Source organism: Pedobacter sp. 05L430 (assembly GCF_056397585.1).
Window position 1 is genome coordinate 73720 of the sequence record NZ_JBFTNT010000007.1, and the last position, 26042, is coordinate 99761.

Below are 26042 nucleotides of genomic sequence, written 5' to 3' on the forward strand. Positions count from 1 at the left end.
GGCTAAGCGCCTGGTTCTAAATACTAACTACTAAGTACTAGTTACTAAAACAAAAGAGCTATGTCTTACAAAAAGGATAATAAATTAAAAAGCAATTTCACATCGATCACCATTAGTTTGGCATCGCCTGAGGCTATTTTAGAGCGCTCAAGTGGTGAGGTGTTGAAACCTGAGACCATCAATTATCGTACTTACAAACCTGAACGTGATGGTTTGTTTTGCGAGCGTATTTTTGGTCCTGTGAAAGATTACGAATGTCATTGCGGTAAATACAAGCGTATCCGTTATAAAGGTATTGTTTGTGACCGTTGTGGTGTTGAGGTAACTGAAAAGAAAGTACGTAGAGAGCGTATGGGACATATCAACCTGGTGGTTCCTGTTGCGCATATCTGGTATTTCCGCTCACTGCCAAATAAAATCGGTTACTTATTAGGTTTGCCTACTAAAAGATTAGATCTGATCATTTACTACGAGCGTTATGTAGTAATTCAACCAGGTTTAATGGCTGAGGAAGGTATTCAGTATATGGATTTCCTTACTGAGGAAGAATATTTAGATATTCTTGATAAATTACCTAAAGAGAACCAATACCTGGATGATAAAGATCCTAATAAATTCGTAGCCAAAATGGGTGCTGAAGCATTAGAGGATTTATTAAAACGTATTGATTTAGATACATTATCATATAACTTACGTCACCAGGCTGCTAATGAAACTTCTCAACAACGTAAAAACGAAGCATTAAAACGTTTACAGGTTGTTGAAGCATTCCGTGGCTCAAGATCACGTATTGAGAATAATCCAGAGTGGATGATCATTAAGATCGTTCCGGTTATTCCACCAGAATTGCGTCCATTAGTACCTCTTGAAGGCGGTCGTTTCGCGACTTCTGATTTAAATGATCTTTATCGTCGTGTTATTATCCGTAACAATCGTTTGAAACGTTTGATCGAGATCAAAGCTCCGGAAGTAATTTTACGTAACGAAAAGCGTATGTTACAGGAAGCTGTTGATTCGTTATTTGATAACTCACGTAAGGTAAACGCTGTAAAAACTGAAGGTAATCGTGCTTTAAAATCTCTTTCAGATATCCTGAAAGGTAAACAAGGTCGTTTCCGTCAGAACTTATTAGGTAAACGTGTGGATTATTCTGCTCGTTCTGTAATTGTTGTAGGGCCTAACCTTAAATTACATGAATGTGGTTTACCTAAAGATATGGCTGCCGAGCTATTCAAACCATTTATCATCCGTAAGATGATAGAAAGAGGTATCGTTAAAACAGTAAAATCTGCTAAGAAAATTGTAGACAGAAAAGATCCACTAGTTTGGGATATTCTTGAAAATGTTTTAAAAGGACACCCTGTATTACTGAATCGTGCGCCTACATTGCACAGATTGGGTATACAATCTTTCCAACCTAAATTGGTTGAAGGTAAAGCAATTCAATTACACCCGTTAGTTTGTACCGCATTTAACGCGGATTTTGACGGTGACCAGATGGCAGTACACTTACCATTAGGGCACGCCGCAATATTAGAAGCACAAGTATTAATGCTTGCTGCACACAACATTCTAAACCCTGCAAACGGTACTCCTATTACTGTACCTTCACAGGATATGGTTTTGGGTCTTTATTATATTACTAAAGGCCGTAGAACTGATGCAGGACGTGTAGTTAAAGGACAAGATTCTATATTCTATTCTCCTGAAGAGGTAATCATTGCTTACAATGAGAAACAAATTGATCTTCACGCATTTATTAAAGTTAAAGTAAATGTTAAAATTGAGGACGGATCTATTGTTAATAAATTGACAGAAACAACGGTTGGACGCGTACTATTTAATCAAATGGTTCCTGAAGAAGTTGGTTATATCAATGAATTGTTAACTAAAAAATCTTTAAGAGACATTATTGGTGAGGTAGTAAAAATCACTGGTATGGCTCGTGCATCAAGATTCCTTGATGATATTAAAGAATTAGGTTTCCAAATGGCATTCAGAGGAGGTTTATCGTTTAACTTACAAGACGTAAACATTCCTGTTGAAAAACATACTTTATTAGAGCAAGCTTCTGCAGAAGTTGAAGAGGTAAGGAATAACTATAACATGGGATTCATTACCAACAACGAGCGTTACAATCAAATTATCGATATCTGGACTCGTATCAATAACCGTTTGACATCATTCGTGATGAACCAGTTATCGAACGATAACCAAGGATTTAACTCTGTATACATGATGTTGGATTCTGGTGCCCGTGGTTCGAAAGAACAGATTCGCCAGTTGTGCGGTATGCGTGGTTTGATGGCAAAACCTCAAAAATCAGGTTCTGGTGGTGAGATTATCGAAAACCCGATCTTATCTAACTTTAAAGAAGGATTATCGGTACTAGAATACTTTATCTCTACTCACGGTGCTCGTAAAGGTTTGGCGGATACGGCGTTAAAAACTGCCGATGCTGGTTACTTGACACGTCGTTTACATGATGTGGCACAGGATATGATCGTTAATTCTGAGGATTGCGGTACATTGAGAGGTATGTATACCACTGCATTGAAAGACAATGAAGATATCGTTGAGCCATTATATGACAGAATTTTAGGACGTATCTCGCTGCATGATGTATTCAATCCATTGGATGGAGCACTATTAGTGGGAGCCGGAGAGGATATTGACGAAGAGATTGCTAAAACAATCGAAGAGTCYCCACTTGAAGGTATTGAAATACGTTCTGTATTAACCTGCGAAAATCAAAGAGGTGTTTGTGCCCTTTGTTATGGACGTAACTTAGCAACTGGTAAACGTGTTCAAAAAGGTGAAGCTGTGGGTGTAATTGCTGCACAGTCAATCGGTGAGCCGGGTACGCAGTTAACACTACGTACATTCCACGTGGGTGGTACTGCATCGAACATTGCTGCTGAATCTCAGATTATGGCGAAGTTTGATGGTATTATCGAATTTGAAAACGTTCGTACAGTTGAGAATGATACTGAAGATGGAGTAAAACAAATTGTTTTAGGCCGTTCAGGTGAGTTCAAAATTGTTGAACCGGAAACGAATAAGATTATCATGACCAGTAACATTCCTTATGGTGCATTCTTGTACGTAGAGGATGGAGCTAAAATTACTAAAGGTGACAGGATTTGTTCGTGGGATCCATATAATGCTGTAATTATCTCGGAATTTGCCGGTAAAATCGAATTTGATGCAATTATCGAAGGTGTAACCTTCCGTGAAGAGTCAGATGAGCAAACTGGTCACAGAGAAAAAGTAATTATTGACACACGTGACAAAACTAAAAACCCTTCTGTAAGAGTTGTTGATAAAAAAGGTGAACTAATCAGAGGATATAACATTCCTGTAGGTGCTCACATTGCAATTGATGAAGGTGATGCTGTTAAAACAGGTCAGATCTTAGTTAAAATACCTCGTGCTACTGGAAAAACAAGGGATATTACGGGTGGTTTACCGCGTGTAACTGAGTTATTCGAAGCACGTAATCCATCTAACCCTGCTGTAGTAACAGAAATTGATGGTGTGGTAACTTTAGGTGGTGTGAAACGTGGTAATCGTGAGATGACTATTGAATCTAAAGACGGTGAGATTAAAAAATACCTTGTTCCATTGTCTAAACACATCCTTGTACAGGATAATGACTTTGTGAAAGCTGGTATGCCATTATCTGATGGTTCTATCTCGCCTGCTGATATCCTTGCAATTAAAGGCCCTGCGGCTGTACAAGAATATCTTGTTAATGGTATCCAAGAGGTTTATCGTTTACAAGGTGTGAAAATCAATGATAAACACTTTGAGGTTATTGTACACCAAATGATGCAGAAAGTACATATCGAAGATCCGGGTGATACCAGTTTCCTAGAGAATAACTCTGTAGATCGTTGGGACTTTATGATCGAGAATGATGAGATCTATGACAAAAAAGTTGTAGTAGAAGCTGGTGATTCAAACACAGTTAAACCTGGTCAGATTCTTTCTTTACGTAAATTAAGAGACGAAAATTCTCAATTGAAACGTAAGGATTTGAAGCAAATTGAAGTTCGTGATGCAAGACCTGCAACTGCGAGTTCAGTGCTGCAAGGTATAACACGTGCATCATTAGGTACGAAATCATTTATCTCTGCAGCATCATTCCAGGAAACAACAAAAGTATTGAACGAAGCAGCTATTGCTGGTAAACGTGACAGTATGCTTGGACTAAAAGAAAACGTAATTGTTGGACACTTAATCCCTTCAGGTACTGGTGTACGTGGATATGAGCGTATCATTGTTGGTTCTCAGGAAGAATACGATAAATTGTTAGCTTCTAAACAAGAAGAAATAGAGGCTTAATTTTTAAATACATTTTTCTACAAGTCCCCCTTCTTTAAAAGTTGGGGGACTTTTTTTATACTATAAAAAATATCTAAGTTTGTTATATGGAAGAACAAAATAACGAGAACCAACTAAACATAGAACTTTCTGAAGAAATAGCAGAGGGTATATTTTCTAATCTGGCTATTATTACTCACTCTAATACAGAGTTTGTGCTCGATTTTATAAGAGTAATGCCAGGTGTTCCTAAAGCAAGGGTAAAGTCACGTATTATTCTTACCCCGGAGCATGCAAAGAGATTGTTAGCTGCAATGCAGGATAATATAGAAAAATATGAAGCTATAAACGGACGTATTAAGACTCAGGAAGAGCCTCCGGGTTTTCCAATGAACTTTGGTGGGCCAACAGCTCAGGCTTAAGCCAATGCCTGTTTAATGAAAGTGATGACTTCATCAGTGCGGTTTGGCTCAAACCAAGTGGTGTGGTCATCTCTTCTAAACCATGTTAATTGCCTTTTGGCAAAACGACGTGTATTTTGTTTGATTTTATCTACAGCTTGTTCAAGGTCAATTTCTCCATCCAGATAGGCAAAAAGTTCAGAATAGCCTACGGTATTTAAAGCATTGTAGCTTCTATAATCCTTTAAGGCCTTTACTTCATCCAGTAAACCCGCATCCATCATCAGATCAACCCTTAAATTGATTCTATTGTAAAGTATTGCACGGTCTGTATTTAAACCAATTTTAATGATATTAAAGGGTCTTGTTTTTTTACTGTTGGTAAGAAAAGAAGATAATTTCATTCCGGTTGAAAGAAAAAACTCCAGACCCCTTATCATTCGTTGGGGATTAGATTGATCCACTTTAGCATAATATTCAGGATCATCCCTGCTTAACTGATCTTTTATTGCCTCAATCCCCTCTGTTGCGAGCTGCTCATTAAGTTGTTCACGAATGTTGATATCAGTGGCAGGAAGATCATCCAAACCTTTACATACAGCATCTATATAAAGACCTGAACCTCCAACCATAACCAAAAGGTCATGCTTTTTAAACAATTCATCCATTAGTTTAAGCGCTTGTATTTCAAAGTCACCGGTACTAAATAATGTATTTACACTATGTGAATTAATGAAATGATGTGGCGCGGCAGCTAATTCCTCGGCAGAAGGTTTAGCAGTACCAATTTCCATCTCTTTAAAAAATTGTCTGGAGTCTGCAGAAATTATTTCGGTAGAAAACTGCTTAGCTATTTCGATAGCTAAGGCAGTTTTACCTATTGCAGTTGGGCCTACAATAACAATTAAAGTTTTACCTGATGCCATAGCCGGCACTAATAATCCTCTTTGCTATTGTATTCTTCGTCTTCGTAGTTGTCATTATCAGAGAATTCATCTGCTCCGTCTTCCGATTCCTCTTCAGCATCCTCATCCTTCTCTTCCGTGTTAATTCCTCTGCCACCCATTGCTTCGATTTCATCCGTGTCTTCAGGGACAAAATCCATTTCATTTAGGAAATCGAAATCTGTAGACACCGGATTTGAAGATACGGCAACCGATCCAAAATTATTCTTGTCGATAATTTTAGGGGCCTCTCCAGTACTTTTAACAAGGTATGGATATTCGATGTTAGGATCTGTTTCCAGGATGATCTTTATCAGTTCAACATGAAAATCAAAGGGGCGGTCAAAATTATATATGTAGTAGAATTTTTGATGCGGGTCTTCAATGAAGCTGCTTAATTTGGAATTTTCCATTAATGCTACGCCCCGATCAGTTTTACGCTGATTAGGCAAATAGGCTATTTCATCGCCTTTTATCCAATTATCTGTGCTCACAAAAAAGGAAGAAGATTTTTCGGCAGAATAACCGGTTGAGCGGTGAACTGCTTTATGTAAATCTTCAAATGTTTGGGTCGATTTAATATCTATTTCCCTTACTACTTCATCGAAATCTTCGAAACTTATTCTAAATCTATAAATTGCCATTTGAGCTTATTTTCTAGCTATAAAATTAAAAAATAAAATATACTTTATATAATTGTATTAATGAGTTACTGGTAAAAGCCCCAGTTCCTTTGCTTTTTTAAGCATAAACTGTAAAGCTTCCTCGTAAGAGTTGGTTATTTCTCCCTCCAAAATGGCCTCACGAATGGCGTTTTTGATGATTCCCACTTCTTTTCCTGCTCCCAAGCCGAATACCTTCATAATGTCATTTCCTGAAATTGGTGGTTGCCAATTTCTGATCTTGTCGCGCTCTTCAACATCTTTGAGCTTTTGCTTAACCAATTCAAAGTTGTTTCTATACTTTTTTACCTTGTACTCATTTTTGGTCGTTACATCAGCATTGCAGAGCAACATCAAACTTTCAATATCCTCTCCAGCATCAAACAATAACCGTCTAACTGCTGAGTCGGTTACTACTTCCTGTGCCAGTACGATAGGGCGTAGGTGTAGTTGGACCAGCTTTTGAACATACTTCATCTTTTCATTAAGAGGTAGTTTAAGCTGACCAAAGATTTGAGGTACCATGCGTGCGCCTTTATCTTCATGGCCATGAAAAGTCCAACCATGACCTTCTTCAAAACGTTTTGTCGCCGGTTTGGCAATATCGTGTAGAATTGCAGCCCAGCGCAACCACAGGTCATCAGTTACGGTGCAAATATTGTCGAGAACCTGCAAGGTATGGTAAAAGTTATCTTTATGCCCTTTCCCTTTAATGATCTCAACGCCATATAAGTTGGCCATTTGAGGAAATATCAGGTGCAATAAACCGGTATCAAATAAATACTTAAAGCCTATTGAGGGTAAGGGAGATAGAATAATTTTATTAAGTTCATCAGTAATACGTTCCTTTGAAACGATACTGATACGTTCTTTTTGTTTTTTGATAGCGTTTATTGCAGCTTCATCAATAGTGAAACCAAGCTGACTGGCAAAGCGAATGGCACGCATCATACGCAAAGGATCATCAGAAAAAGTAAGTTCAGGATCCAGAGGAGTTCTGACTAATTTATTCTTAAGATCTTCTATACCGCTAAAAGGATCTATGAGACTTGCGTAATTATCTTTATTTAAAGAAATTGCCAGCGCATTTATGGTAAAATCGCGTCTGAGCTGGTCATCTTCAATTGTACCATTTTCGACAATTGGCTTGCGTGAGTTTGCGCGGTAAGATTCTTTTCTTGCACCTACAAATTCTATTTCCAGATCCTGAAATTTAAGCATTGCTGTACCGAAATTCTTGAAAATAGCTACTTTGGTTTTCAGTTGTGCACCAACTAATTCGGCAAAATTGATTCCATTTCCAAGTACAACTATATCGATGTCTTTTGATGGCCTTTGCAAAAAAATATCGCGTACATACCCGCCAATAACATAAGCTTCAATGTTGTGTTTCGCAGCTATCCCTGCAAGAACTTTAAAAACAGGATGTTGTAGGTGTTTTTCCATTACTGAGTTTGCAAAAGTAGTAAAACTTACCTTCTAATAAAGGAAAACTGTCCTCCGGGAGCTAATTTCATTATAGTTGATGGTTTTCTATCAACGTTTAAGTCTTGCTCCCAGTCAACAATATAGTCGACCGCATCCTTAATCTCATCACTTATCTCATCGAAAAACTTTGGAGTAGGTTCTCCGGATATATTGGCAGAAGTGGAGGTGATGGGCTTACGGAAGCGTTGTATTAACTGTTCACAGAAATCATGTTTCACAACTCTTACACCTACGCTTCCATCAACATTAATTACATTTTTTGCCAAGTTTTTTGCTCCTGAAAAAATAATGGTTAGCGGACTTTCAGCATATTCAATCAAATCGTAGGCAACATCAGGGATTTCGGTAACATAGCTCTGCAGTTTAGCATCAGTATCTAATAAAATGATAAAACTCTTATCATTGCTGCGTCCTTTGATGGCATTTATTTTTTCTACAGCCTGCTCATTGGTAGCATCACAGCCCAAACCCCATACTGTATCGGTAGGATAAAGGATTATACCACCATCCTTTAGTACAGTCAGCGCCTGTTTAATCTGATCATTTAACATATATGAGTTTCTTTTAGTCTATAAAAGTAGGCAAATTTCGTTTTTTATTGACCTCAGTTTTTAATTTGTTGTATATTTCGCCTCAATTTTAAATGTGATATGAAAATTGCCTTCGATGCAAAGAGAGCCTATCATAATAATACAGGGTTAGGGAACTATAGCAGGACATTGATCCAGGACCTGTCCCGGCTTTATCCTAATAATGAATATTTTTTGTTAAACCCTAAACCTTCAAAAAAATATTCACTAGAAAATAATAATATACATCAGGTTTTACCTAAAGGATTTTTCTCCCGCAAACTTTCATCCTTATGGAGGAGCAAATGGATGATAAAGGATTTACTGGATCTTGGTATCGAGCTTTATCATGGACTAAGTCACGAAATTCCGGTAGGTATAAATAAAACACCTATTAAGTCGGTAGTTACCATACACGATCTGATTTATGAACACTTCCCTGAACAGCATAACCCTTTAGATGTTAAAATCTATCGAAGAAAATTTAAACATGCCTGCCAGTATGCCGACAGGGTAATTGCAATTAGTGAGCAAACCAAGAGAGATATCGTAGACTTTTATCAAACAGATCCAAATAAAATTGATGTTTGTTACCAAAGTTGCGATAACAGCTTTAACCCATCAATTTCGGACAATCATAAGCGATTAGTAGCTGATAAATTTAGCCTGCCAGAAAAGTTTTTCCTTTCCGTTGGCTCTATTATAGAAAGAAAGAACCTGCTCAATGTCTGTAAAGCGGTTCAAATGTTAGTAAAGGATACAGCAGTTAATTTAATTGTGATTGGAAAGGGGAGTGGTAAATATAAAAACGAGGTTGACAGTTTCATTGAAAAAAATAACCTGAACAGTAAAATAATCTTTCTTTCTGATATTAGCTCTGCGGATCTGCCAGCAATATATAGCCTGTCGGAGGCATTGATTTATCCTTCCTATTTTGAAGGTTTTGGTATCCCGGTACTAGAGGCTTTAAGCGTAGGCGTGCCCGTTATTACCTCTTCAGTTAGTTGTTTGCCAGAAGCAGGTGGCGATGCCGCGTTATACGTTAATCCTGATAGCTATGCTGAAATTGCAGATTGTATGTTAAAGATATTAAAGGGGGGAGAGGAAGTGCAGAACATGATCAAAAAAGGATTTGTACATGCCGAAAAGTTCAGCAATAAAAACTGTGCAGAACAAGTCATAAAGACCTATCAGGCTATAATGAAAGAGCCTGATCATAAATAATGATACAGGCTCTTAATATAAATTTAAGCTTCTTATACTGAAACGTTGTTTTCTCTTAATGCATCATTAAGTGAGGTTTTTTTATCAGTTGATTCTTTACGTTTGCCAATAATTAGAGCGCATGGAACGTGATATTCACCAGCTGGGAATTGTTTAGCATAAGTTCCCGGGATAACCACAGAGCGAGCCGGCACAATACCTTTATACTCAACCGGAGTGCTTCCGGTAACGTCTATAATTTTTGTAGATGCAGTTAGTACTACGTTTGCTCCCAATACAGCTTCCTTTTCAACACGAACACCTTCAACAACTATAGCTCTTGATCCTAAAAAGCAATTGTCTTCAATAATAACAGGTGCAGCCTGGATCGGTTCAAGAACGCCACCAATACCAACACCACCACTTAAGTGAACRTGTTTWCCAATYTGWGCACATGAACCAACAGTAGCCCAKGTATCAACCATAGTACCTTCATCWACRTAAGCRCCRATGTTTACRTAMGAWGGCATCATAATTACACCTTTAGCCAGATAAGCGCCATAACGTGCACTAGCACCAGGTACTACTCTTACTCCAAGTTCTTTATAATTGGTTTTTAGTTTCATTTTATCATGAAACACAAAAGGTCCTGTTTCAGTTACTTTCATCTGTCTGATGGGGAAGTAAAGAATAACAGCTTTTTTGATCCATTCATTTACACCCCATGAATTTAGAATAGGTTCAGCCACGCGCAATTCACCTTTATCTAACTGCATAACTACGGTTTCAATTGCTTCACAATGTTCCGTATATTCTAATAAAGTTCTGTCTTCCCAAGCGGCTTCTACTAACTTTTTTAATTCTGCTATCATGTTGTTTGTTTATTTTTTGACAAAATAAATGAATTTTATGTATAGCGCATTGTTTTTTGCCATATAATTATTGTTTTTTTTATTCGTATTTATCAATTCCTGATGGTTCTTATGTATTTTTGATTTTTTATGACTGAAAAGGAAAAATTACGTATTGATAAATACTTGTGGGCAATAAGATTATTTAAAACCAGAAGTTTAGCCACAGAGGCCTGTAAGGCAGGTCGCGTTAAATTTAATGGTCAAAATCTTAAGCCATCTGCTATCGTAAAACCTGGTGATGTTTACCAGGTATCAAAAGGGATAGAAAAAAAATTAATAGAGGTAGTGGAACTTTTGTATAACAGGGTAGAATCTAAAATTGCCGTAACTAAATACAAAGACATCACCCCGGTCGAAGAAACACATGCATTCAAATCCATGTTCCATGCTCCTGCATTAAAAAGAGACAGAGGGTCTGGCCGACCAACTAAAAAGGATAGGCGCGAAACCGACGATTTGATAGGGGGGATGTTTGAAGAAGAAGAGTAGTTATTCCTTTTTTATCAGACGCATCCGATAAGCCTGGGTGGCCGTTTTTCCTAATTTTTTAATCAGCTGATAATTGGCAACCGCCCCAACAGCGGCACCTATTACAGGTAGCAACTGAGCCAGCTTAGCAATATCAATATAATCGCGATATTCCTGTTGAAACGTTTTCCAGTCGAAATTGTCAGAACTTTCCGGTAGTACAATTAATTTTTGATCCCAGTCCTGCATATGCAGAAATACCTTTGCGGCACCTTCTTTACTTGAAAAAGCCAATTGGAAAATGTAAAGAATGTATAAGCGTTCCCGAAAATCCTTTACATCGAAACCATATAAAGCAGCAATTTCAAAAAGCATTTTCATTTTAATGCCAACAAGAATTGGGAAGTCGGCCATACTCATTAAAAAACCTCCGGCCCCGGTTATCCCCCCTTCAGCAGCTCCGGTTTTACAGTAACCGTCTATTTTTTCGCGCACCAGCGCTTCCCTATGAATCAAACTCATTCCCATTGGAGGGGTGGAAGAAGTAGTATAAGTAGAACCAAAAAGAACAGCCTTTGTCATTCCCTTAATGGCAGCAGTAATTGCATTATGAACCTTGTCGGGAATATAGGTGTTTATCTTTTTCTGAATACCATCTGTAACCTTGCTCAAAGCAGATGGTTTCTTAAGAATATCCCTTTTCCAAAACTCCAGTTCAATCTCTACTTTTTGCTTGTAATTGTCCATTCTGCAGGGTTTTTTGGCATTGTCATTACACTGTTTGGTATAAGACGTGACAAGGCAGTTCCAAGTTACAGAAAAGATTAGTATTCTGTCTTCTCTGCAGTTTTACTCCAAAGCTTAAAGGCTCTTTGAGCCTCATCTCTAAGCATTTGCTTAAAAGGAAGTACACGGTCAGCCATAGATTTATGAATTTCATCATAAATGAACTTGTCGCTAAAGCCTATATCTGCTGCGTCTATTTTTGTATTTGCGTAATAGATAGTGTCAATCCTTGCCCAGTAAACAGCGCTTAGGCACATAGGGCATGGTTCACAACTAGTATAGATCACACATCCGCTTAAATCAAATGTTTTAAGTTTTTTACAGGCCAGTCTTATCGCAGCAACCTCCGCATGTGCTGTAGGGTCGTTACTTGCTGTAACCATATTGGCACTTTTAGCAATAACTTTCCCGTTTTTTACCACAACGGCACCAAAAGGGCCACCCATCTTTTCTAAAACATTTTCTTCAGAAAGCTGAATCGCCAGCTTCATGAATTTCTCGTGCTCTTTTAATTTGTCCATATTAATCGTGGTGCAAAAAAAATGCCCCGATAATTCGGGGCACATATATGTTAATAAATCAGCATTATTTTGTTGCTGGTTTGTAAGTATCGTTTAGTCCAATAATAACCTCACTGGTTACATCTAAACTTTCGTCAGCAAATAAAATTGCACTGTTTCCTTTAGAGTAAGTCAACACCATTTTATAGCCTTTCTTTTTTGCATAACCTTTCAAGTAATCAGCAACTTTATCGTAAAGTTTTTCGTTTTCAGTAGCTTGTTCAGTTTGAAGTGCAGCACCAGCATTTTGCTGATATGCCTGTAATTCTTGTTGTTTACGTGCTAATCTTTCTTCAGTTTTAGCTCTTTGATCAGCGGGTAAAGTATTTGCCTGTTGTTGGTAAGCAGCAACCTCACGTTGAAACGCTTGTTGTTTTGACCCAAGATCAGCTTGTGCTGTTTTAGATTTTGCTTCTAATTTTACTTTAATGTCTTTAAAATACTGATATTTTGTTAGTAATGAATCAGAGTTCACGTAAACAATTTTCTCATTATTTGAAACAGTAGTTGGCTCAGATTTAGTAGCTGCGCCAGCCTTCTCTTCTTTGTTCTGACAAGATGCCATTAAAGAAACTATGGCTACAGCAGTAGCTATACTGCCTAATGTTGATTTTGTTTTCATTAGTGTTTAATTTGTTTTTTCTGGGTTATAAACCTATCCTCTTGCCCATTTCTGAGTGATAAATTTCAACAAATATAAAATTTCAAATTTAGTATCCTAAAGAACTGTTTTTTTTCGGATGTTTTTTGGCTGTTTTAAGTCAAATAGTTATCCACATTTGCCGTTAATTGGCCATAAATGGTTAAATTTGAGTCTAATTGTTTTATTTAAAAATATGAGCGAAGAAAAGGATCCTAATTCAAATTATTCGGCAGATAATATACAGGTTTTAGAAGGTTTAGAAGCGGTGCGGAAGCGCCCTTCGATGTATATAGGCGATACAGGAGTTAAAGGTTTACATCACCTGGTGTATGAGGTTGTAGATAACTCGATTGATGAGGCATTGGCAGGACACGCCGATACCATTTATGTAAATATTCTTGAAGATAACTCGATAAGAGTTGAAGATAACGGACGTGGTATTCCAACAGGAATTAACACAAAAGAACAGAAATCCGCACTAGAAATTGTAATGACAGTTCTACACGCCGGTGGTAAATTCGATAAGGATACTTACAAAGTATCTGGGGGTTTACACGGGGTGGGGGTAAGTTGCGTAAATGCATTGTCAACCCATTTAAGAGCAGAAGTACATAGAGAAGGAAAAATTTGGGTACAGGAATACAATATTGGTAAACCACTATACGAAGTAAAATCTATTGGCGAAACCGATAAACGTGGCACTATAGTGACCTTTACGCCTGACCMTACTATATTTACACAAACTACAGAATATCGTTATGATACACTGGCTTCAAGATTAAGAGAGCTATCTTTCTTGAACAAGGGGATCAGATTAACCCTTACTGATGAGCGGGAAGTAAATAACGATGGAACTTTCCGTACAGAACTTTTCCATTCTGAAGGTGGACTGAAAGAATTTGTTCAGTTCCTTGATGGCAATCGTCCGTCGCTAATTGCTGAACCAATTTATGTTGAAGGAATCAAAAATGGTATTCCTGTTGAACTTGCTTTGCAGTACAACGACAGCTATGCAGAAAACGTTCACTCTTATGTAAACAATATTAACACACACGAGGGTGGTACACACATTGCCGGTTTTAGAAGAGGTTTAACCAGAACTTTAAAAGCGTATGCTGATAAATCAGGATTGCTTAAAGGAGTTAAATTTGAAATCACCGGTGATGATTTTAGAGAAGGCTTAACTGCAGTAATTTCTGTTAAGGTTCAGGAGCCTCAGTTTGAGGGGCAAACTAAAACTAAATTAGGTAACTCTGAGGTTATGGGTGCGGTTGATATCGCAGTAGGTGAGGCCCTTGGTATTTACCTTGAAGAATATCCGAGAGAAGCTAAATCAATTGTTAATAAAGTAATTCTTGCCGCTACTGCCCGTGCTGCGGCGCGTAAAGCTCGTGAAATGGTACAGCGCAAGAGCGTTATGGGAGGTTCGGGCCTTCCTGGAAAACTTGCCGATTGTTCAGATAGCGATCCGGAAAAATGCGAACTATACCTGGTGGAGGGAGACTCCGCAGGTGGAACTGCCAAACAAGGTAGAGATCGTAACTTCCAGGCCATCCTGCCTCTAAAAGGTAAGATCCTGAATGTTGAAAAAGCAATGGAACATAAGATCTACGAAAATGATGAGATCAAAAATATGTTTACTGCTCTTGGCGTAAGTATTGGTACTCCAGAGGATGATAAAGCCTTAAACCTTACCAAACTTCGCTATCATAAAATCGTAATCATGACGGATGCTGATATCGATGGATCTCACATTACCACTTTGATTCTTACCTTCTTCTTTAGGTATATGAAAGCCTTAATAGAGGCCGGATATGTTTATATCGCTGCTCCTCCGCTGTATCAGGTTAAAAAAGGTAAAGAATTTGAATATTGCTGGAATGACCAGCAACGTGATGCTGCCGTACAGCGTTTAAAAGGTGCTGGTAAAGAAGAAAGCGTACATATTCAACGTTACAAAGGTTTGGGAGAGATGAACGCGGAGCAACTGTGGGACACAACTCTTGATCCGGCAAAGCGTACATTAATGCAGGCAACAATTGAAAATGCTGCAGAGTGCGATCATACATTCTCTATGCTTATGGGCGATGATGTTGCGCCAAGAAGAGAGTTTATTGAAAGAAATGCTAAGTATGCTAAAATTGATGCTTAATTTTTAAGCTTTCAAGAATATGTAAAAGAGGATGGTCATGATTATGATACATCCTCTTTTTTTGTCCAATCGATTTTTTGGTGCCATTTATCTATGAGGAATTGGATTCTTCCTTAAAATAGATTATAAGAAACAACAAGGGTTTTTAAACGGATACTAAAAGGAGTTAATAGAGAATTGCCCCTATCAACCCCCTATTAACTCCCTGTTTGATCCCTATAAGAAATATTTTAAATATTTACTTATAAAGGAATAGTTTCATCTTTTTATAGTTAATTACTGCCTGATATTTCAAGAGCAAATCGCTCCCTATAATTCCAATAATAGGTGGGTGGCCCAGATTCTCATACGCCTGGTTTACGGTTTCCAAATCCAGTGCTACTGTTTCGTAATCCTTTAATACAAGGCTGCCAATTTTTATAGCCGGTATTATCGCTTGCAATGTACTTGAGGTAGAGAATAATGTAGTGGCCKGTGTCTCTTCGCTATGTTCCAGTTCCTTAAGGTGTTCTTTAACAAAGGTTTTGTCAAAAACTGACCTGGACGCTCCTGTGTCAACAACGGCAAATAACTTTTGTCCAAAAACAACAATTTCCACCAGCAGGTGGAAACCGTCGTCTTGTAAGCTTATTAATATTAAGGGTATTGAGATTGGTCTCATTTAAGCAGATCTGTATACCCTCGTTTAAACGAGTTTCATTTCATAAAGTACGTCATTCATGTTACGAACAGCATCAGCACTTTTGTTAAATGTAGCTTGTTCAGTATCACTTAATTTAATATCTAGTATTTTTTCGGCACCGTTTTTACCAAGAATTACCGGAACAACCAATGAAATATCTTTTTGTCCGTATTCTCCTTCAAGGAACACGCCGGATGAGATCAGTTTTTTCTGGTCGCGTACAATGCTTTCAACCATTGCAGCAGTACCTGCACCGGGTGCGTACCATGCCGATGTGCCAATTAGTTTAGTTAAAGTAGCACCGCCTACCATGGTGCTGGCAACAACTTTTTCTTGTTGCTCTTTGCTTAGGAATTGAGTAACAGGGATGCTATTCCAGGTGGCATGGTTAATTAAAGGAATCATAGTTGTATCTCCATGACCGCCAATAACCATGGCATTCAGGTCAGCTGGAGAACAGCCTAATTCCTGACTTAAGTAATATTTAAACCTTGATGAATCTAAAGCACCACCCATTCCTATTACACGGTTTTTAGGTAGTCCTGAAGTTTTTAAGGCGAGATAATTCATGGTGTCCATCGGGTTCGAAACCACGATGATAATGGTGTCAGGAGAGTGTTTTAAGATATTTTCGGCAACGCCTTTTACAATGCCGGCGTTAATTCCAATTAACTCTTCGCGAGTCATGCCCGGTTTACGTGGTAAGCCCGAAGTTATAACCACAACTTCAGATCCTGCCGTGCTGGCATAATCGTTGGTAACACCGGTAATTTTAGTGTCAAAGCCTAATAGAGCGGCCGTTTGCATCATATCAATTGCCTTGCCTTCTGCAAAACCTTCTTTAATGTCCAGTAAAATTAGCTCTTCAGCTAATTCTTTTCTGGCAATATTATCTGCACAGGTAGCGCCAACGGCACCTGCACCTACAACCGTTATCTTCATAAATATAGTTTTTTACATATGTTACCTTCCCTTCGAAGTTAGAAAAATACATGAGTTTAAAAAATGGTTTTTAAAACTTTATTCTTTATTGCTGGTTTTATGATAAAGAATTTACATTTGCTAATCGAGTGAAAAAATAGGGGGGCTTATGGAAAATATACCAGTACAAAAAGTTGATATAATGTCTTATGCAGGCAAATGGTATTCGCTATGTTCCATACCTACTATTATGGATAAAGACTGGTATCAAACTACCGAAACTTATGTAATACACCCCGATGGTTACTATGCTGTATTTACAACATATAAAGTTGTTGGGACTGATGAGCAAAGATATACCCGATCAAAACTTTTTGTAACCAGGGGCAGTAATAATGCTATTTTAAAGGCTCAATATGTATGGCCTTTTAAAGTTGACTATTGGGTAGTGGAACTGGCCGATGATTATTCGTATGCCGTGGTTGGGCATCCTAAGCACAGGCATCTTTCTATTCTATCGCGTAAACCGGGCATGGCTGATAAACTACTTGCAGAAATTATTGACAGGTGTGGGCAGCGCGGTTATGATACCTCAAAGCTTGTTTCTCAGGAACATCACATTCTTTCTTGTGCTGATGCAGCACTAGCCTGATCTTAAAATTTAGAAACACCTTACATCACAGTCAAAAAATACCTATTTTTGGACTTCCATTCTTGAATTCCGAAACGAGTAATTTGATTACAATATGTATTTGATTTTTGATACCGAAACTACAGGTTTACCACGCAATTGGAATGCCCCGATTACTGATACAGATAATTGGCCCAGGTGTATTCAAATTGCATGGCAGCTTCATGATGAGTTTGGTAATCTTATCGAAAACCAGGATTATCTTGTAAATCCTAACGGATTCAATATTCCTTATGATGCCGAACGTATTCACGGCATTTCAACTGAACTTGCGCAGGAACAAGGAATTGAATTACAGGAGGTGTTAGAGAAGTTTAATATTGCACTTTCTAAGGCAAAATTTATTGTAGGTCAGAACATTGGTTTCGACGTTAATATTATGGGATGCGAGTTTCATAGGATGGGTGTAGAAAGTCCGATGGCACAGATGCCTGTTCTTGATACCTGTACAGAAACTACGGCCGAGCTGTTGCGTCTTCCCGGGGGTAGAGGAGGCAGGTTTAAACTACCTAATTTAACGGAACTTCACGAATACCTTTTTGGTGAGCCATTTTCGGAAGCACACAATGCCACTGCCGATGTAGAGGCAACCACACGTTGCTTTTTTCAACTTCTCAAAATTGATGCCTTCCGACCTGATCAGTTACAGACAGACCAGAACTATTTACGTCTTTTTAAAGAAAAGAACCCAGGGGTAATAAACCGCATCGGTTTAACACATATAAACCTTAAGTCGGCCTCTGATGATATCAGGAAAAGGTTGCAAAAAACCAGCGGTGGACCTTCTAAACAGGAACTCGCAGGTAATAAAGAAGAGCTTAAAAACGCTTCTTTTGCGCATTTACATAACCATACGCAGTTTTCTGTTCTACAGTCGACCATTAATATTCCTGCGCTTATAAAGGCGGCGGCCGCCGAGAAAATGCCAGCTGTAGCGATGACCGATCATGCAAATATGATGGGAGCCTTTCATTTTGTAACCCAGGTACTCAATCATAATAAAGCCATAGAGGCTAAAAATGCTGCTGCTGTAGAAAAAGGAGAGGAACCTACTGATGTTGTTTTAAAACCAATAGTTGGGTGTGAGTTTTTTGTATGCGAGAACCATGAAGACAAAAAACGTAAAGATGATGGTTATCAGATGGTATTGCTGGCCAAAAATAAAAATGGCTATCATAATCTGGCAAAAATGTCGTCCATTGCCTATACCAGAGGTTTTTACTTTCAAATCTTCGGATGAKATGAAGGCACTTTTTGCTGATCTTCCTGAAGCAATCTTAAACATACAGTCTATTGTAGATAAAATTGAGATCTATAAACTCGCCCGTGAAGTTCTTTTGCCTAAGTTCGATATCCCCGAAGAGTTTCTAGTTGCCGAGGATGAAGAAGATGGAGGAAAACGTGGAGAAAACAAATTCCTGCGTCATCTAACTTATGTAGGTGCTAAAAAACGGTATGGCGAGCTTACACCGGAAATTATTGAGCGACTTGATTTCGAGTTGCAGACTATCGAAAAAACAGGTTATCCAGGCTATTTCCTTATTGTACAGGATTTTATTGCTGAAGCAAGAAACCTTGATGTTTCTGTTGGACCTGGTCGTGGTTCAGCTGCGGGATCGGTGGTTGCATATTGCTTATGGATCACCAACATAGATCCGATTAAATATGACCTCCTTTTTGAGCGTTTCCTGAATCCGGATCGTGTATCCATGCCCGATATTGATATCGACTTTGACGATGAGGGCCGTGGCAGGGTAATGGACTATGTAATTAAAAAATATGGATCAAACCAGGTTGCTCAGATCATTACTTATGGTACCATGGCGGCAAAATCTTCGATCAGAGATACTGCACGTGTACTGGATCTGCCACTTTTTGAAGCTGATAAAATAGCCAAGCTCATACCTAATATGAAGCTTGCCAAAATATTTACGCTTGATGAAAAGACTTTAAAAGGTGCTTTAAGAGCAGATGAATATGAAAAGGTTTTAGAATTAAAGGTATTATCTGAAGCTAAAAACCTAAGTGCCGAAACCATTCTTCAGGCACAGATTCTGGAAGGATCATTACGTAACACAGGTATACATGCTTGCGGGGTAATTATTACGCCTGATGATATTACGAACTTCGTTCCTGTTTCTACAGCTAAGGATTCTGATCTGTATGTAACGCAGTTCGACAACTCTGTTGTGGAAAGTGCGGGTTTGTTAAAAATGGATTTTTTGGGGTTAAAAACGCTAACCCTTATTAAGGATACAGTAAAGCTTGTTAAACTCGGCCATGGGGTAGATCTTGATCCTGATAATTTCCCTATCGATGATGAAAAGACATATGAGCTTTTCCAACGGGGAGAAACCATAGGTATTTTCCAGTACGAGAGCAACGGAATGCAGAAATACATGAAGGAGCTGAAGCCTACTGTTTTTGGCGACTTAATTGCCATGAATGCGCTGTATCGTCCTGGACCTTTAGAGTATATCCCAAGCTTTGTGCGCCGGAAAAACGGAGAAGAAGAGATTAAGTATGACCTTGATGCCTGCGAAGAATATTTAAAGGAAACCTATGGTATTACCGTATATCAGGAGCAGGTGATGCTTTTATCGCAAAAACTTGCAGGTTTTACCAAAGGTGAAGCCGACGTTTTGCGTAAGGCAATGGGTAAAAAACAAAAGGATGTACTGGATAAGATGAAACCTAAATTTGTAGCCCAGGCCGCAGAGAAAGGACACGACGCCGCTACGCTTGAAAAGATTTGGAAAGATTGGGAAGCATTTGCATCCTATGCCTTTAACAAATCGCACTCTACCTGTTATGCATGGATTGCTTACCAAACGGCTTACTTAAAGGCTCATTATCCGGCCGAATATATGGCTGCTGTGCTGTCAAACAATATGAGTGACATTAAACAGGTTGCCTTTTTTATGGAAGAGTGTAAACAAATGGGAGTTCAGGTACTAGGCCCGGATGTTAATGAGTCGGACATTAAGTTCTCTGTAAATACTCAAGGTGAAATTCGTTTTGGTTTATCTGGTATTAAGGGAGTTGGTGATAAGGCGGTAGAAAGTATTATCGAAGAGCGTAATGTTAATGGTATGTACAAAGATGTTCATGATTTTGCTAAAAGATCCAATACTCGTACTGTAAACAAAAAAGCATATGAGAGCTTTGTTTATAGTGGTGCATTTGATGGCTTCGGTTATCATCGTGCACAGTACTTTTTTGTGGGTTTAAATGAGAAAATGAACGGTATTGAGAAGCTTATCAAGTTTGCCAACGATTTTTCAAATAATGAATCCTCATCTCAATCGTCTCTATTTGGAGGTTCGGTTGCCGATATGATTTCAGAACCATCACTTCCTGTTGCACCGGAATGGAGTTTAATTGATCGGTTGAAATTTGAAAAGGATGCTATTGGGATATTTCTGAGTGGCCATCCACTTGATAATTATCGTTTAGAATTAAAGGAATTTTGCCAGCAAAAGGTTAAGCATCTTTCTGTGATTAACAAAATAAGAACTGGTGATACAAATGAAGAGGTACTTGCAGAGTTTGAAGGGATAAAAAACAGAGAATTAGTTGTAGGAGGATTGGTAGTGGTGGCAGCTCAAAGGATGACCAAAACCGGAAAGCCTTTTGGAACTATGGTTTTTGAAGACTATGATGACAGCTGTGAGCTTGCTTTGTTTGGTGATGATTTCATTAAATTTAAGCAGTTTCTTACTGATGGTTATTTTCTGCAGATTCGCGGAAGGGTTGGAGAACGGTTTAGAAAAGAGGGCGATTGGGAGTTTAAGATCACTTCGATTAACCTRCTTTCGGAATTAAGGGATAAGTTAGCCAAGTCTGTAACAATTCAGGTACCGCTTGAAAGGATAGACGATGACTTTATGACTCAAATTAATGCGATATTAGAAGACAATAAGGCCAATACTGATCAACAAAATTGCCAGCTACTTTTTGAGGTTTATGATAGGGAACAGAATGTGAACATTAAAATGCCTTCTAAGTCGGTTAAAATCAATCCTAGTAATCAACTTTTAGAACAATTGCAGAGTTTGGATGTTCATCCTAAGTTGAACTAATGTCATTTTGGCATTAGTAAAGTAGATGGCACTACAATTGATTATATATTTGCATCAGCAATAGCCTGATAAGTTTATACTCACAGAGTTTATGCCACAGGCTTTTAACCGCTGATTTCAATAGAAAAAAATAAAATAAAAATAAGAATTATGGCTTTGGAAATTACAGATGCAAACTTCGAGGAAGTTGTATTAAAATCAGATAAACCCGTTTTGGTTGATTTTTGGGCTTAAAGACGGTCAGGTTGTAGATAAGCAAGTTGGTGCAGTTCCGAAATCTGTATTAGCACAGAAATTAGATAAGCAGTTATTATAACTCAACATATACTAGTTTAAAAAGCGTTCATAACTTATGAACGCTTTTTTTATATTTACAATATGCAATCGCCGTTTGATGAACAATCCTTACACTTTAACAGTAATTTAGAACTTCTTGCCCGACAGGTGGTAGAAGGCTTTATTACCGGTCTTCATAAGAGTCCATTTCATGGCTTTTCGGTTGAATTTGCAGAGCACAGGCTTTACAATGTGGGTGATAGTGTAAAGAATATTGACTGGAAACTGTTTGCCAGAACAGATAAACTGTTCAGTAAAAGGTACGAAGAGGAAACCAACCTTCGTTGCCAGTTTATCATAGATGTATCATCTTCTATGTATTTTCCGGTAAACGAATACAATAAGCTCAATTTTTCGATACAAGCCACTGCAGCATTAATTTACTTATTAAAACGGCAGCGTGATGCCTTTGGTCTTAGTCTTTTTACAGATCATTTATTATTAAATACTCCGGCGAAATCTACTACGACACATCAAAAATATTTATTTACACATCTGGAAGGGATATTAAAATCTCAAAAGATGGATGTAAAAACTAATGTAGATCAGGCATTGCATCAGATAGCGGAATTGATTCATAAACGCTCATTAGTGGTAGTTTTTAGTGATATGCTGAATACCATGCAGGATGAGAACGAAACTGAAGCGTTGTTTTCTGCACTGCAACATTTAAAGTTTAACAAGCACGAAGTAATTATTTTTAATGTTACCGATAAATCAAAGGAAGTAGATTTCGGCTTTGAGAACAGACCCTATGAGTTTGTAGACATGGAAACCGGTGCCACTCTTAAGGCGCATACATCCAAAGTAAAAGAATCGTATCTGTTAAAAATGAACAGTTATAGACAAGCTATTCAGCTTAAGTGCACTCAATATAAGATCGATATGATTGATGCCGATATTTCTGCCGGGTTTTATCCCATATTGCAGGCCTACCTCATTAAAAGACAAAAGATGAGCTAAGGATTTGTTGCCAGTTCGGTATTCTTTAAAATAACAGAACAGGCGTATTCAATTTCCTCGTTGCTGATAATTAGTGGAGGGGCTACACGCATAGAGTTGCTGCAATGTAAAAACCAGTCGCTTAWTACGCCATCAGCAATGCAAGCATCAATGATCTTTTTGTTTGTTTCGAAGTTCTCAAACTCGATGGCAATCATTAAACCCTTACCACGCACTTCCTTTACTGCCGGATGTACCAGTAATTTCTTAAATAGCTCACCTTTTTCAGTTACCCCGTCAACAATATTTTCGTGAAGAATGGTCTGTAATGTTGCCAGGCCAGCGGCGCAGCTAACAGGATGACCGCCGAAGGTTGTAATGTGGCCAAGTATCGGGTTGGTTGCCAGAGTCATCATGATCTCTTTTGAACTGATAAAGGCGCCGATAGGCATGCCGCCACCAATACCTTTGGCCAGTAAAAGAATATCAGGTACAATGTCAAAATGTTCAAAGCCAAATAGTTTACCAGTTCGTCCAAAACCGCATTGTATTTCGTCAAGCACTAATAATGTACCGGTAGCAGTGCATTTCTCTCTAAGCGCTTTAAAATAGGCTTTATCGGCAATTCTAATTCCTGCTTCACCCTGTATGGTTTCAATAAATACTGCTGCGGTATTTGTAGTGATGAGATCCAGATCAGTTAGGGAGTTGTATTCAATAAATTTAATATGAGGTAATAAAGGGCGGTAGGCTTGTTTAAACTCCTCATTGCCCATTAAGCTTAACGCACCTTGAGTACTGCCATGATAGGAATTGTTGCAGGAAATAATCTCTGTACGATTTGTATAGCGTTTTGCAAGCTTCATTGCGCCTTCCACGGCTTCTGCTCCGGAATTTACAAAATAAGTACAATTTAAATTGGCAGGAAGAACATCTGCAAGGGCTTTGGCAAAATTGACTTGTGGACTTTGAACAAACTCGCCATATACCATGATATGCATGTAACTTTCGGCCTGATTTTTTACTGCTTCCACAACGGCAGGATGACAATGGCCAACATTGCTAACGCCAATGCCGGCAATTAAGTCGAGGTATTTTTTGCCCTCAGTATCATAAAGATACATTCCGCTGGCTTTATTGAATTCTAAAAGAAGAGGTTCTAATGTGGTTTGAGCGTTATGTTGAAGAAATAACTGACGTTGTGTAAGCATACACAAAGTTAAGAATTATTTTGCTACACACCTTTTTAAGGCCTTTTATTACGGTATCTTGATAGTAGTTCGCGTTTAAAGGTTTCCTGTGCTCTATAGTATTTTCCTATAACCTTAATGGGTAAGCTCGCTTTTAGTTTTGCGTAATATTTCTTGTCGAGGTTTAGTTCTCTTTGTTTAAAGCTAAAATCATTAACAATAAGTGTTTGCACTTCGCTATCAGAAAGTTCATCAATTTCGGGCATTTTTCTGAAACTGATCATCTTTTGTCCACGTTCTTTACGCAGTTGGGATTGTTCTTTTTGGTAATCATTGTAGATTGGCCAGAAGATCTTAGCTTCTTCAGCTGAAAGCTCAAGTTTTTGCGTTAAATAAGTAATCTTATAAGATTCAATTTCTTCGCGTTTCTTGTCATCTGGCTTTTGTGCCATTGCAAGAAATGGAAATGCGAAAAGGAATGCTATAATGGTTAAATTTTTCATTTCTTCTATAAATTATAAACTTGTTGCAAGCTCATTCTGCGAATAATTAGTTAGTATATAATTTTCTAAATCAGTATCTGCTACTGTGGACTTAGGCTGTGTAATATCGGTACTGCTAATGTGATCTATAATTACTTGCTCATCTATGTCGTATAACATTTGCTCTGTGGCCAAATCTGAAGAAACTGTTTGTTGCGCAGGGCTTTGCTGTTGGTTGAAATACAAACCTACGCCAGTTATTAATAAAAAGCAGGCTGCCGAAGCGTACTTAACGAGATGGGAATTCCATAAGCGTATAACTTTAGGTTTTGCAATTGGTTTTGTTTCACCTACTGTTTTTGCTAAAATATTGGCTTGCAATTTTTCAAAGTAATGATCTGGTACAGTATGCCCATCATTTTGAATAACAGATTTTAATTTTTCAGTACTAATTCTGGCATTGAYACTTTCGCTCAATTCATTAAAATAATGCGCAGGAGTAGTAAACCCGGTTTCCCGAACTCCCTTCATCCATTCATCGTTTTCAAAATCTTGTTTCATTACAAATGTATTGATGCATTAATTGCCAAAAGGTTTAAAAGGTAATGTCTTCATTTAGCATAAAAACTTCAATTTTTTTTACAGCTATGTGAAAAGAGGCTTTTAAAGCACCTACACTGGTGCCAGTGATCTCCGAAATTTCCTCATATTTAAGTTCATCAAAATATTTCATATTAAATATAAGTCTTTGTTTTTCAGGTAAAGTTAATAATGCTTGCTGTAGTTTTAGCTGTATTTTATCCCCATTAAAATAAGATGAAGCTATCAGGGTCTCTGCCAGTTCATCAGATACCTCGTCTAAAGGAGTATTGTTTCTTTGTTTCTTTTTATTGAGAAAGGTGATAGATTCGTTGGTAGCAATCCTGTATATCCAGGTATAAAGCTGCGAGTCGCTGCGGAAAGAATCGAGATTTTTCCAAACCTTAATGAACACATCCTGTACCAGATCATCCGCATCGTCATGATCAATTACCAGGCGTCGGATGTGCCAGTAAATTTTTTGTTGATATTTATTTAAAAGCAGGTTAAAGGCTTCATCGCGAGTTTTTGTGTTTGAGAACTTCTCTAAAATCTCTGAATCTTCAACCTGCTTCATTTATTCTATTTTGGTTGGATAGGTAATTTATTTTTTTGCTCTTTTAATTACTTTTTGAGCTGCTTCAATAATATTAATTGAATCTAATCCGTATTTAGTCATTAACTGATCAGGAGTACCACTTTCCCCGAAGCTGTCGTTAACAGCAACAAATTCCTGAGGAGACGGAAGCTCAGTTGAAAGTAATCTTGCAATGCTTTCTCCTAATCCGCCAAACTTATTGTGCTCTTCGCAAGTAACCACACATCCTGTTTTCTTTACAGATTTCAGAACTGCTGCTTCATCTAAAGGTTTAATGGTGTGGATATTGATGATTTCAGCATCAATTCCCATTTCTGCTAATTTTTCACCAGCTTCAATGGCTTTCCAAACCATGTGTCCGGTAGCAATAATGGTTACATCAGTACCTTCATTTACCATCCATGCTTTACCGATTTCGAATTT

General features: G+C 38.0%; 22 protein-coding genes and 2 pseudogenes. 9 read left to right on the top strand and 15 right to left on the bottom strand.

The features are described 5' to 3' along the window. The first annotated feature begins 60 nt into the window (after positions 1-60). Positions 61-4347, top strand: coding sequence for a DNA-directed RNA polymerase subunit beta' (gene rpoC / locus AC1DG9_RS03575; RefSeq protein WP_172661227.1), 4287 nt, complete (start codon positions 61-63; stop codon positions 4345-4347). 86 nt (positions 4348-4433) lie between these two features. Then, entirely contained in the window at positions 4434-4748 is a 315-nt protein-coding gene (locus AC1DG9_RS03580) for a DUF3467 domain-containing protein (protein ID WP_048907295.1), read from the top strand. On the opposite strand, the gene miaA is transcribed toward AC1DG9_RS03580, so the two are convergent. From miaA to AC1DG9_RS03600, 4 genes are read right to left on the bottom strand one after another with little or no spacing between them, the layout of a single operon-like run. Next, positions 4745-5653: a tRNA (adenosine(37)-N6)-dimethylallyltransferase MiaA gene (miaA, locus tag AC1DG9_RS03585; RefSeq protein ID WP_172661226.1), complete on the bottom strand. Its 909-nt coding sequence runs from the start codon at positions 5651-5653 to the stop codon at positions 4745-4747. The genes AC1DG9_RS03580 and miaA overlap by 4 nt on opposite strands. A gap of 8 nt (positions 5654-5661) precedes the next feature. Next, complete coding sequence (locus AC1DG9_RS03590; protein WP_172661225.1) at positions 5662-6315, bottom strand: IS1096 element passenger TnpR family protein; 654 nt, start codon at positions 6313-6315, stop codon at positions 5662-5664. A gap of 57 nt (positions 6316-6372) precedes the next feature. Beyond that, positions 6373-7779 (bottom strand): CCA tRNA nucleotidyltransferase, encoded by a 1407-nt coding sequence (locus tag AC1DG9_RS03595; protein WP_288884133.1) that lies wholly within the window; start codon positions 7777-7779, stop codon positions 6373-6375. Positions 7780-7805: 26 nt separating this feature from the next. Next, positions 7806-8372: an L-threonylcarbamoyladenylate synthase gene (locus tag AC1DG9_RS03600; RefSeq protein ID WP_172661223.1), complete on the bottom strand. Its 567-nt coding sequence runs from the start codon at positions 8370-8372 to the stop codon at positions 7806-7808. Between the two features lie 99 nt (positions 8373-8471). On the opposite strand from AC1DG9_RS03600, the gene AC1DG9_RS03605 reads away from it, so the two are divergent. After that, positions 8472-9614: a glycosyltransferase family 4 protein gene (locus AC1DG9_RS03605; RefSeq protein WP_337717151.1), complete on the top strand. Its 1143-nt coding sequence runs from the start codon at positions 8472-8474 to the stop codon at positions 9612-9614. A 32-nt stretch (positions 9615-9646) separates the two neighbouring features. On the opposite strand, the gene AC1DG9_RS03610 is transcribed toward AC1DG9_RS03605, so the two are convergent. Beyond that, positions 9647-10465, bottom strand: a complete 819-nt coding sequence (locus AC1DG9_RS03610) for a 2,3,4,5-tetrahydropyridine-2,6-dicarboxylate N-succinyltransferase (protein ID WP_048907289.1) — start codon at positions 10463-10465, stop codon at positions 9647-9649. Between the two features lie 129 nt (positions 10466-10594). On the opposite strand from AC1DG9_RS03610, the gene AC1DG9_RS03615 reads away from it, so the two are divergent. Further along, positions 10595-10996, top strand: coding sequence for an RNA-binding S4 domain-containing protein (locus AC1DG9_RS03615; RefSeq protein WP_172661221.1), 402 nt, complete (start codon positions 10595-10597; stop codon positions 10994-10996). Here AC1DG9_RS03615 and AC1DG9_RS03620 read toward each other — a convergent pair whose 3' ends face one another. The 3 genes from AC1DG9_RS03620 to AC1DG9_RS03630 form a co-directional block, all read right to left on the bottom strand. Beyond that, a complete protein-coding gene (locus AC1DG9_RS03620; RefSeq protein WP_288884128.1) occupies positions 10997-11722 on the bottom strand; it encodes an EcsC family protein in 726 nt (241 codons plus the stop codon). Between the two features lie 77 nt (positions 11723-11799). Continuing rightward, a complete protein-coding gene (locus tag AC1DG9_RS03625; RefSeq protein ID WP_172661219.1) occupies positions 11800-12282 on the bottom strand; it encodes a nucleoside deaminase in 483 nt (160 codons plus the stop codon). A 64-nt stretch (positions 12283-12346) separates the two neighbouring features. Then, a complete protein-coding gene (locus AC1DG9_RS03630) occupies positions 12347-12943 on the bottom strand; it encodes an OmpH/Skp family outer membrane protein (protein WP_172661218.1) in 597 nt (198 codons plus the stop codon). Positions 12944-13157: 214 nt separating this feature from the next. On the opposite strand from AC1DG9_RS03630, the gene gyrB reads away from it, so the two are divergent. Continuing rightward, positions 13158-15116: a DNA topoisomerase (ATP-hydrolyzing) subunit B gene (gene gyrB / locus AC1DG9_RS03635; protein ID WP_477634313.1), complete on the top strand. Its 1959-nt coding sequence runs from the start codon at positions 13158-13160 to the stop codon at positions 15114-15116. 238 nt (positions 15117-15354) lie between these two features. On the opposite strand, the gene AC1DG9_RS03640 is transcribed toward gyrB, so the two are convergent. Together AC1DG9_RS03640 and mdh are read right to left on the bottom strand one after the other, a co-directional pair. Then, positions 15355-15777, bottom strand: a complete 423-nt coding sequence (locus AC1DG9_RS03640; protein ID WP_477634314.1) for a retropepsin-like aspartic protease — start codon at positions 15775-15777, stop codon at positions 15355-15357. A 24-nt stretch (positions 15778-15801) separates the two neighbouring features. Next, positions 15802-16740 carry a malate dehydrogenase gene (gene mdh / locus AC1DG9_RS03645; RefSeq protein WP_172661215.1) on the bottom strand — a complete coding sequence of 313 codons (939 nt, stop codon included), beginning with the start codon at positions 16738-16740 and terminating at the stop codon, positions 15802-15804. A 148-nt stretch (positions 16741-16888) separates the two neighbouring features. On the opposite strand from mdh, the gene AC1DG9_RS03650 reads away from it, so the two are divergent. From AC1DG9_RS03650 to AC1DG9_RS03665, 4 genes and pseudogenes are all read left to right on the top strand, one after another. Continuing rightward, positions 16889-17371 carry a lipocalin family protein gene (locus AC1DG9_RS03650; protein WP_172661214.1) on the top strand — a complete coding sequence of 161 codons (483 nt, stop codon included), beginning with the start codon at positions 16889-16891 and terminating at the stop codon, positions 17369-17371. Between the two features lie 94 nt (positions 17372-17465). Next, a pseudogene (gene dnaE, locus AC1DG9_RS03655) lies at positions 17466-21492 on the top strand (DNA polymerase III subunit alpha). 150 nt (positions 21493-21642) lie between these two features. Then, a pseudogene (locus AC1DG9_RS03660) lies at positions 21643-21808 on the top strand (thioredoxin family protein). Positions 21809-21870: 62 nt separating this feature from the next. Further along, positions 21871-22791, top strand: a complete 921-nt coding sequence (locus AC1DG9_RS03665) for a DUF58 domain-containing protein (protein WP_172661212.1) — start codon at positions 21871-21873, stop codon at positions 22789-22791. On the opposite strand, the gene AC1DG9_RS03670 is transcribed toward AC1DG9_RS03665, so the two are convergent. The 5 genes from AC1DG9_RS03670 to AC1DG9_RS03690 all read right to left on the bottom strand — a co-directional run. Next, entirely contained in the window at positions 22788-23981 is a 1194-nt protein-coding gene (locus AC1DG9_RS03670) for an aspartate aminotransferase family protein (protein ID WP_477634315.1), read from the bottom strand. The genes AC1DG9_RS03665 and AC1DG9_RS03670 overlap by 4 nt on opposite strands. A gap of 35 nt (positions 23982-24016) precedes the next feature. Further along, the gene (locus AC1DG9_RS03675; RefSeq protein ID WP_172661210.1) at positions 24017-24463 is read right to left on the bottom strand and encodes a hypothetical protein; all 447 of its coding nucleotides are present in this window, start codon (positions 24461-24463) and stop codon (positions 24017-24019) included. Positions 24464-24475: 12 nt separating this feature from the next. Further along, positions 24476-25003, bottom strand: coding sequence for a hypothetical protein (locus AC1DG9_RS03680; protein ID WP_477634316.1), 528 nt, complete (start codon positions 25001-25003; stop codon positions 24476-24478). Positions 25004-25037: 34 nt separating this feature from the next. Then, the gene (locus AC1DG9_RS03685) at positions 25038-25598 is read right to left on the bottom strand and encodes an RNA polymerase sigma factor (RefSeq protein ID WP_172661208.1); all 561 of its coding nucleotides are present in this window, start codon (positions 25596-25598) and stop codon (positions 25038-25040) included. 27 nt (positions 25599-25625) lie between these two features. Next, on the bottom strand, positions 25626-26042 hold a 417-nt coding region (locus AC1DG9_RS03690; RefSeq protein WP_477634317.1), incomplete at its 5' end, for a transketolase family protein.

What these genes read in the sequence shown, in the direction of transcription:
- AC1DG9_RS03580 (WP_048907295.1), top strand. Translation starts at nt 4,434, where the DNA reads ATGGAAGAACAAAATAACGAGAACCAACTAAACATAGAACTTTCTGAA.
- AC1DG9_RS03620 (WP_288884128.1), bottom strand. Translation starts at nt 11,722, where the DNA reads ATGGACAATTACAAGCAAAAAGTAGAGATTGAACTGGAGTTTTGGAAA.
- AC1DG9_RS03675 (WP_172661210.1), bottom strand. Translation starts at nt 24,463, where the DNA reads ATGAAAAATTTAACCATTATAGCATTCCTTTTCGCATTTCCATTTCTT.
- AC1DG9_RS03630 (WP_172661218.1), bottom strand. Translation starts at nt 12,943, where the DNA reads ATGAAAACAAAATCAACATTAGGCAGTATAGCTACTGCTGTAGCCATA.
- AC1DG9_RS03595 (WP_288884133.1), bottom strand. Translation starts at nt 7,779, where the DNA reads ATGGAAAAACACCTACAACATCCTGTTTTTAAAGTTCTTGCAGGGATA.
- miaA (WP_172661226.1), bottom strand. Translation starts at nt 5,653, where the DNA reads ATGGCATCAGGTAAAACTTTAATTGTTATTGTAGGCCCAACTGCAATA.
- AC1DG9_RS03685 (WP_172661208.1), bottom strand. Translation starts at nt 25,598, where the DNA reads ATGAAGCAGGTTGAAGATTCAGAGATTTTAGAGAAGTTCTCAAACACA.
- AC1DG9_RS03615 (WP_172661221.1), top strand. Translation starts at nt 10,595, where the DNA reads ATGACTGAAAAGGAAAAATTACGTATTGATAAATACTTGTGGGCAATA.
- AC1DG9_RS03650 (WP_172661214.1), top strand. Translation starts at nt 16,889, where the DNA reads ATGGAAAATATACCAGTACAAAAAGTTGATATAATGTCTTATGCAGGC.
- AC1DG9_RS03600 (WP_172661223.1), bottom strand. Translation starts at nt 8,372, where the DNA reads ATGTTAAATGATCAGATTAAACAGGCGCTGACTGTACTAAAGGATGGT.
- AC1DG9_RS03590 (WP_172661225.1), bottom strand. Translation starts at nt 6,315, where the DNA reads ATGGCAATTTATAGATTTAGAATAAGTTTCGAAGATTTCGATGAAGTA.
- AC1DG9_RS03605 (WP_337717151.1), top strand. Translation starts at nt 8,472, where the DNA reads ATGAAAATTGCCTTCGATGCAAAGAGAGCCTATCATAATAATACAGGG.
- AC1DG9_RS03665 (WP_172661212.1), top strand. Translation starts at nt 21,871, where the DNA reads ATGCAATCGCCGTTTGATGAACAATCCTTACACTTTAACAGTAATTTA.
- mdh (WP_172661215.1), bottom strand. Translation starts at nt 16,740, where the DNA reads ATGAAGATAACGGTTGTAGGTGCAGGTGCCGTTGGCGCTACCTGTGCA.
- AC1DG9_RS03625 (WP_172661219.1), bottom strand. Translation starts at nt 12,282, where the DNA reads ATGGACAAATTAAAAGAGCACGAGAAATTCATGAAGCTGGCGATTCAG.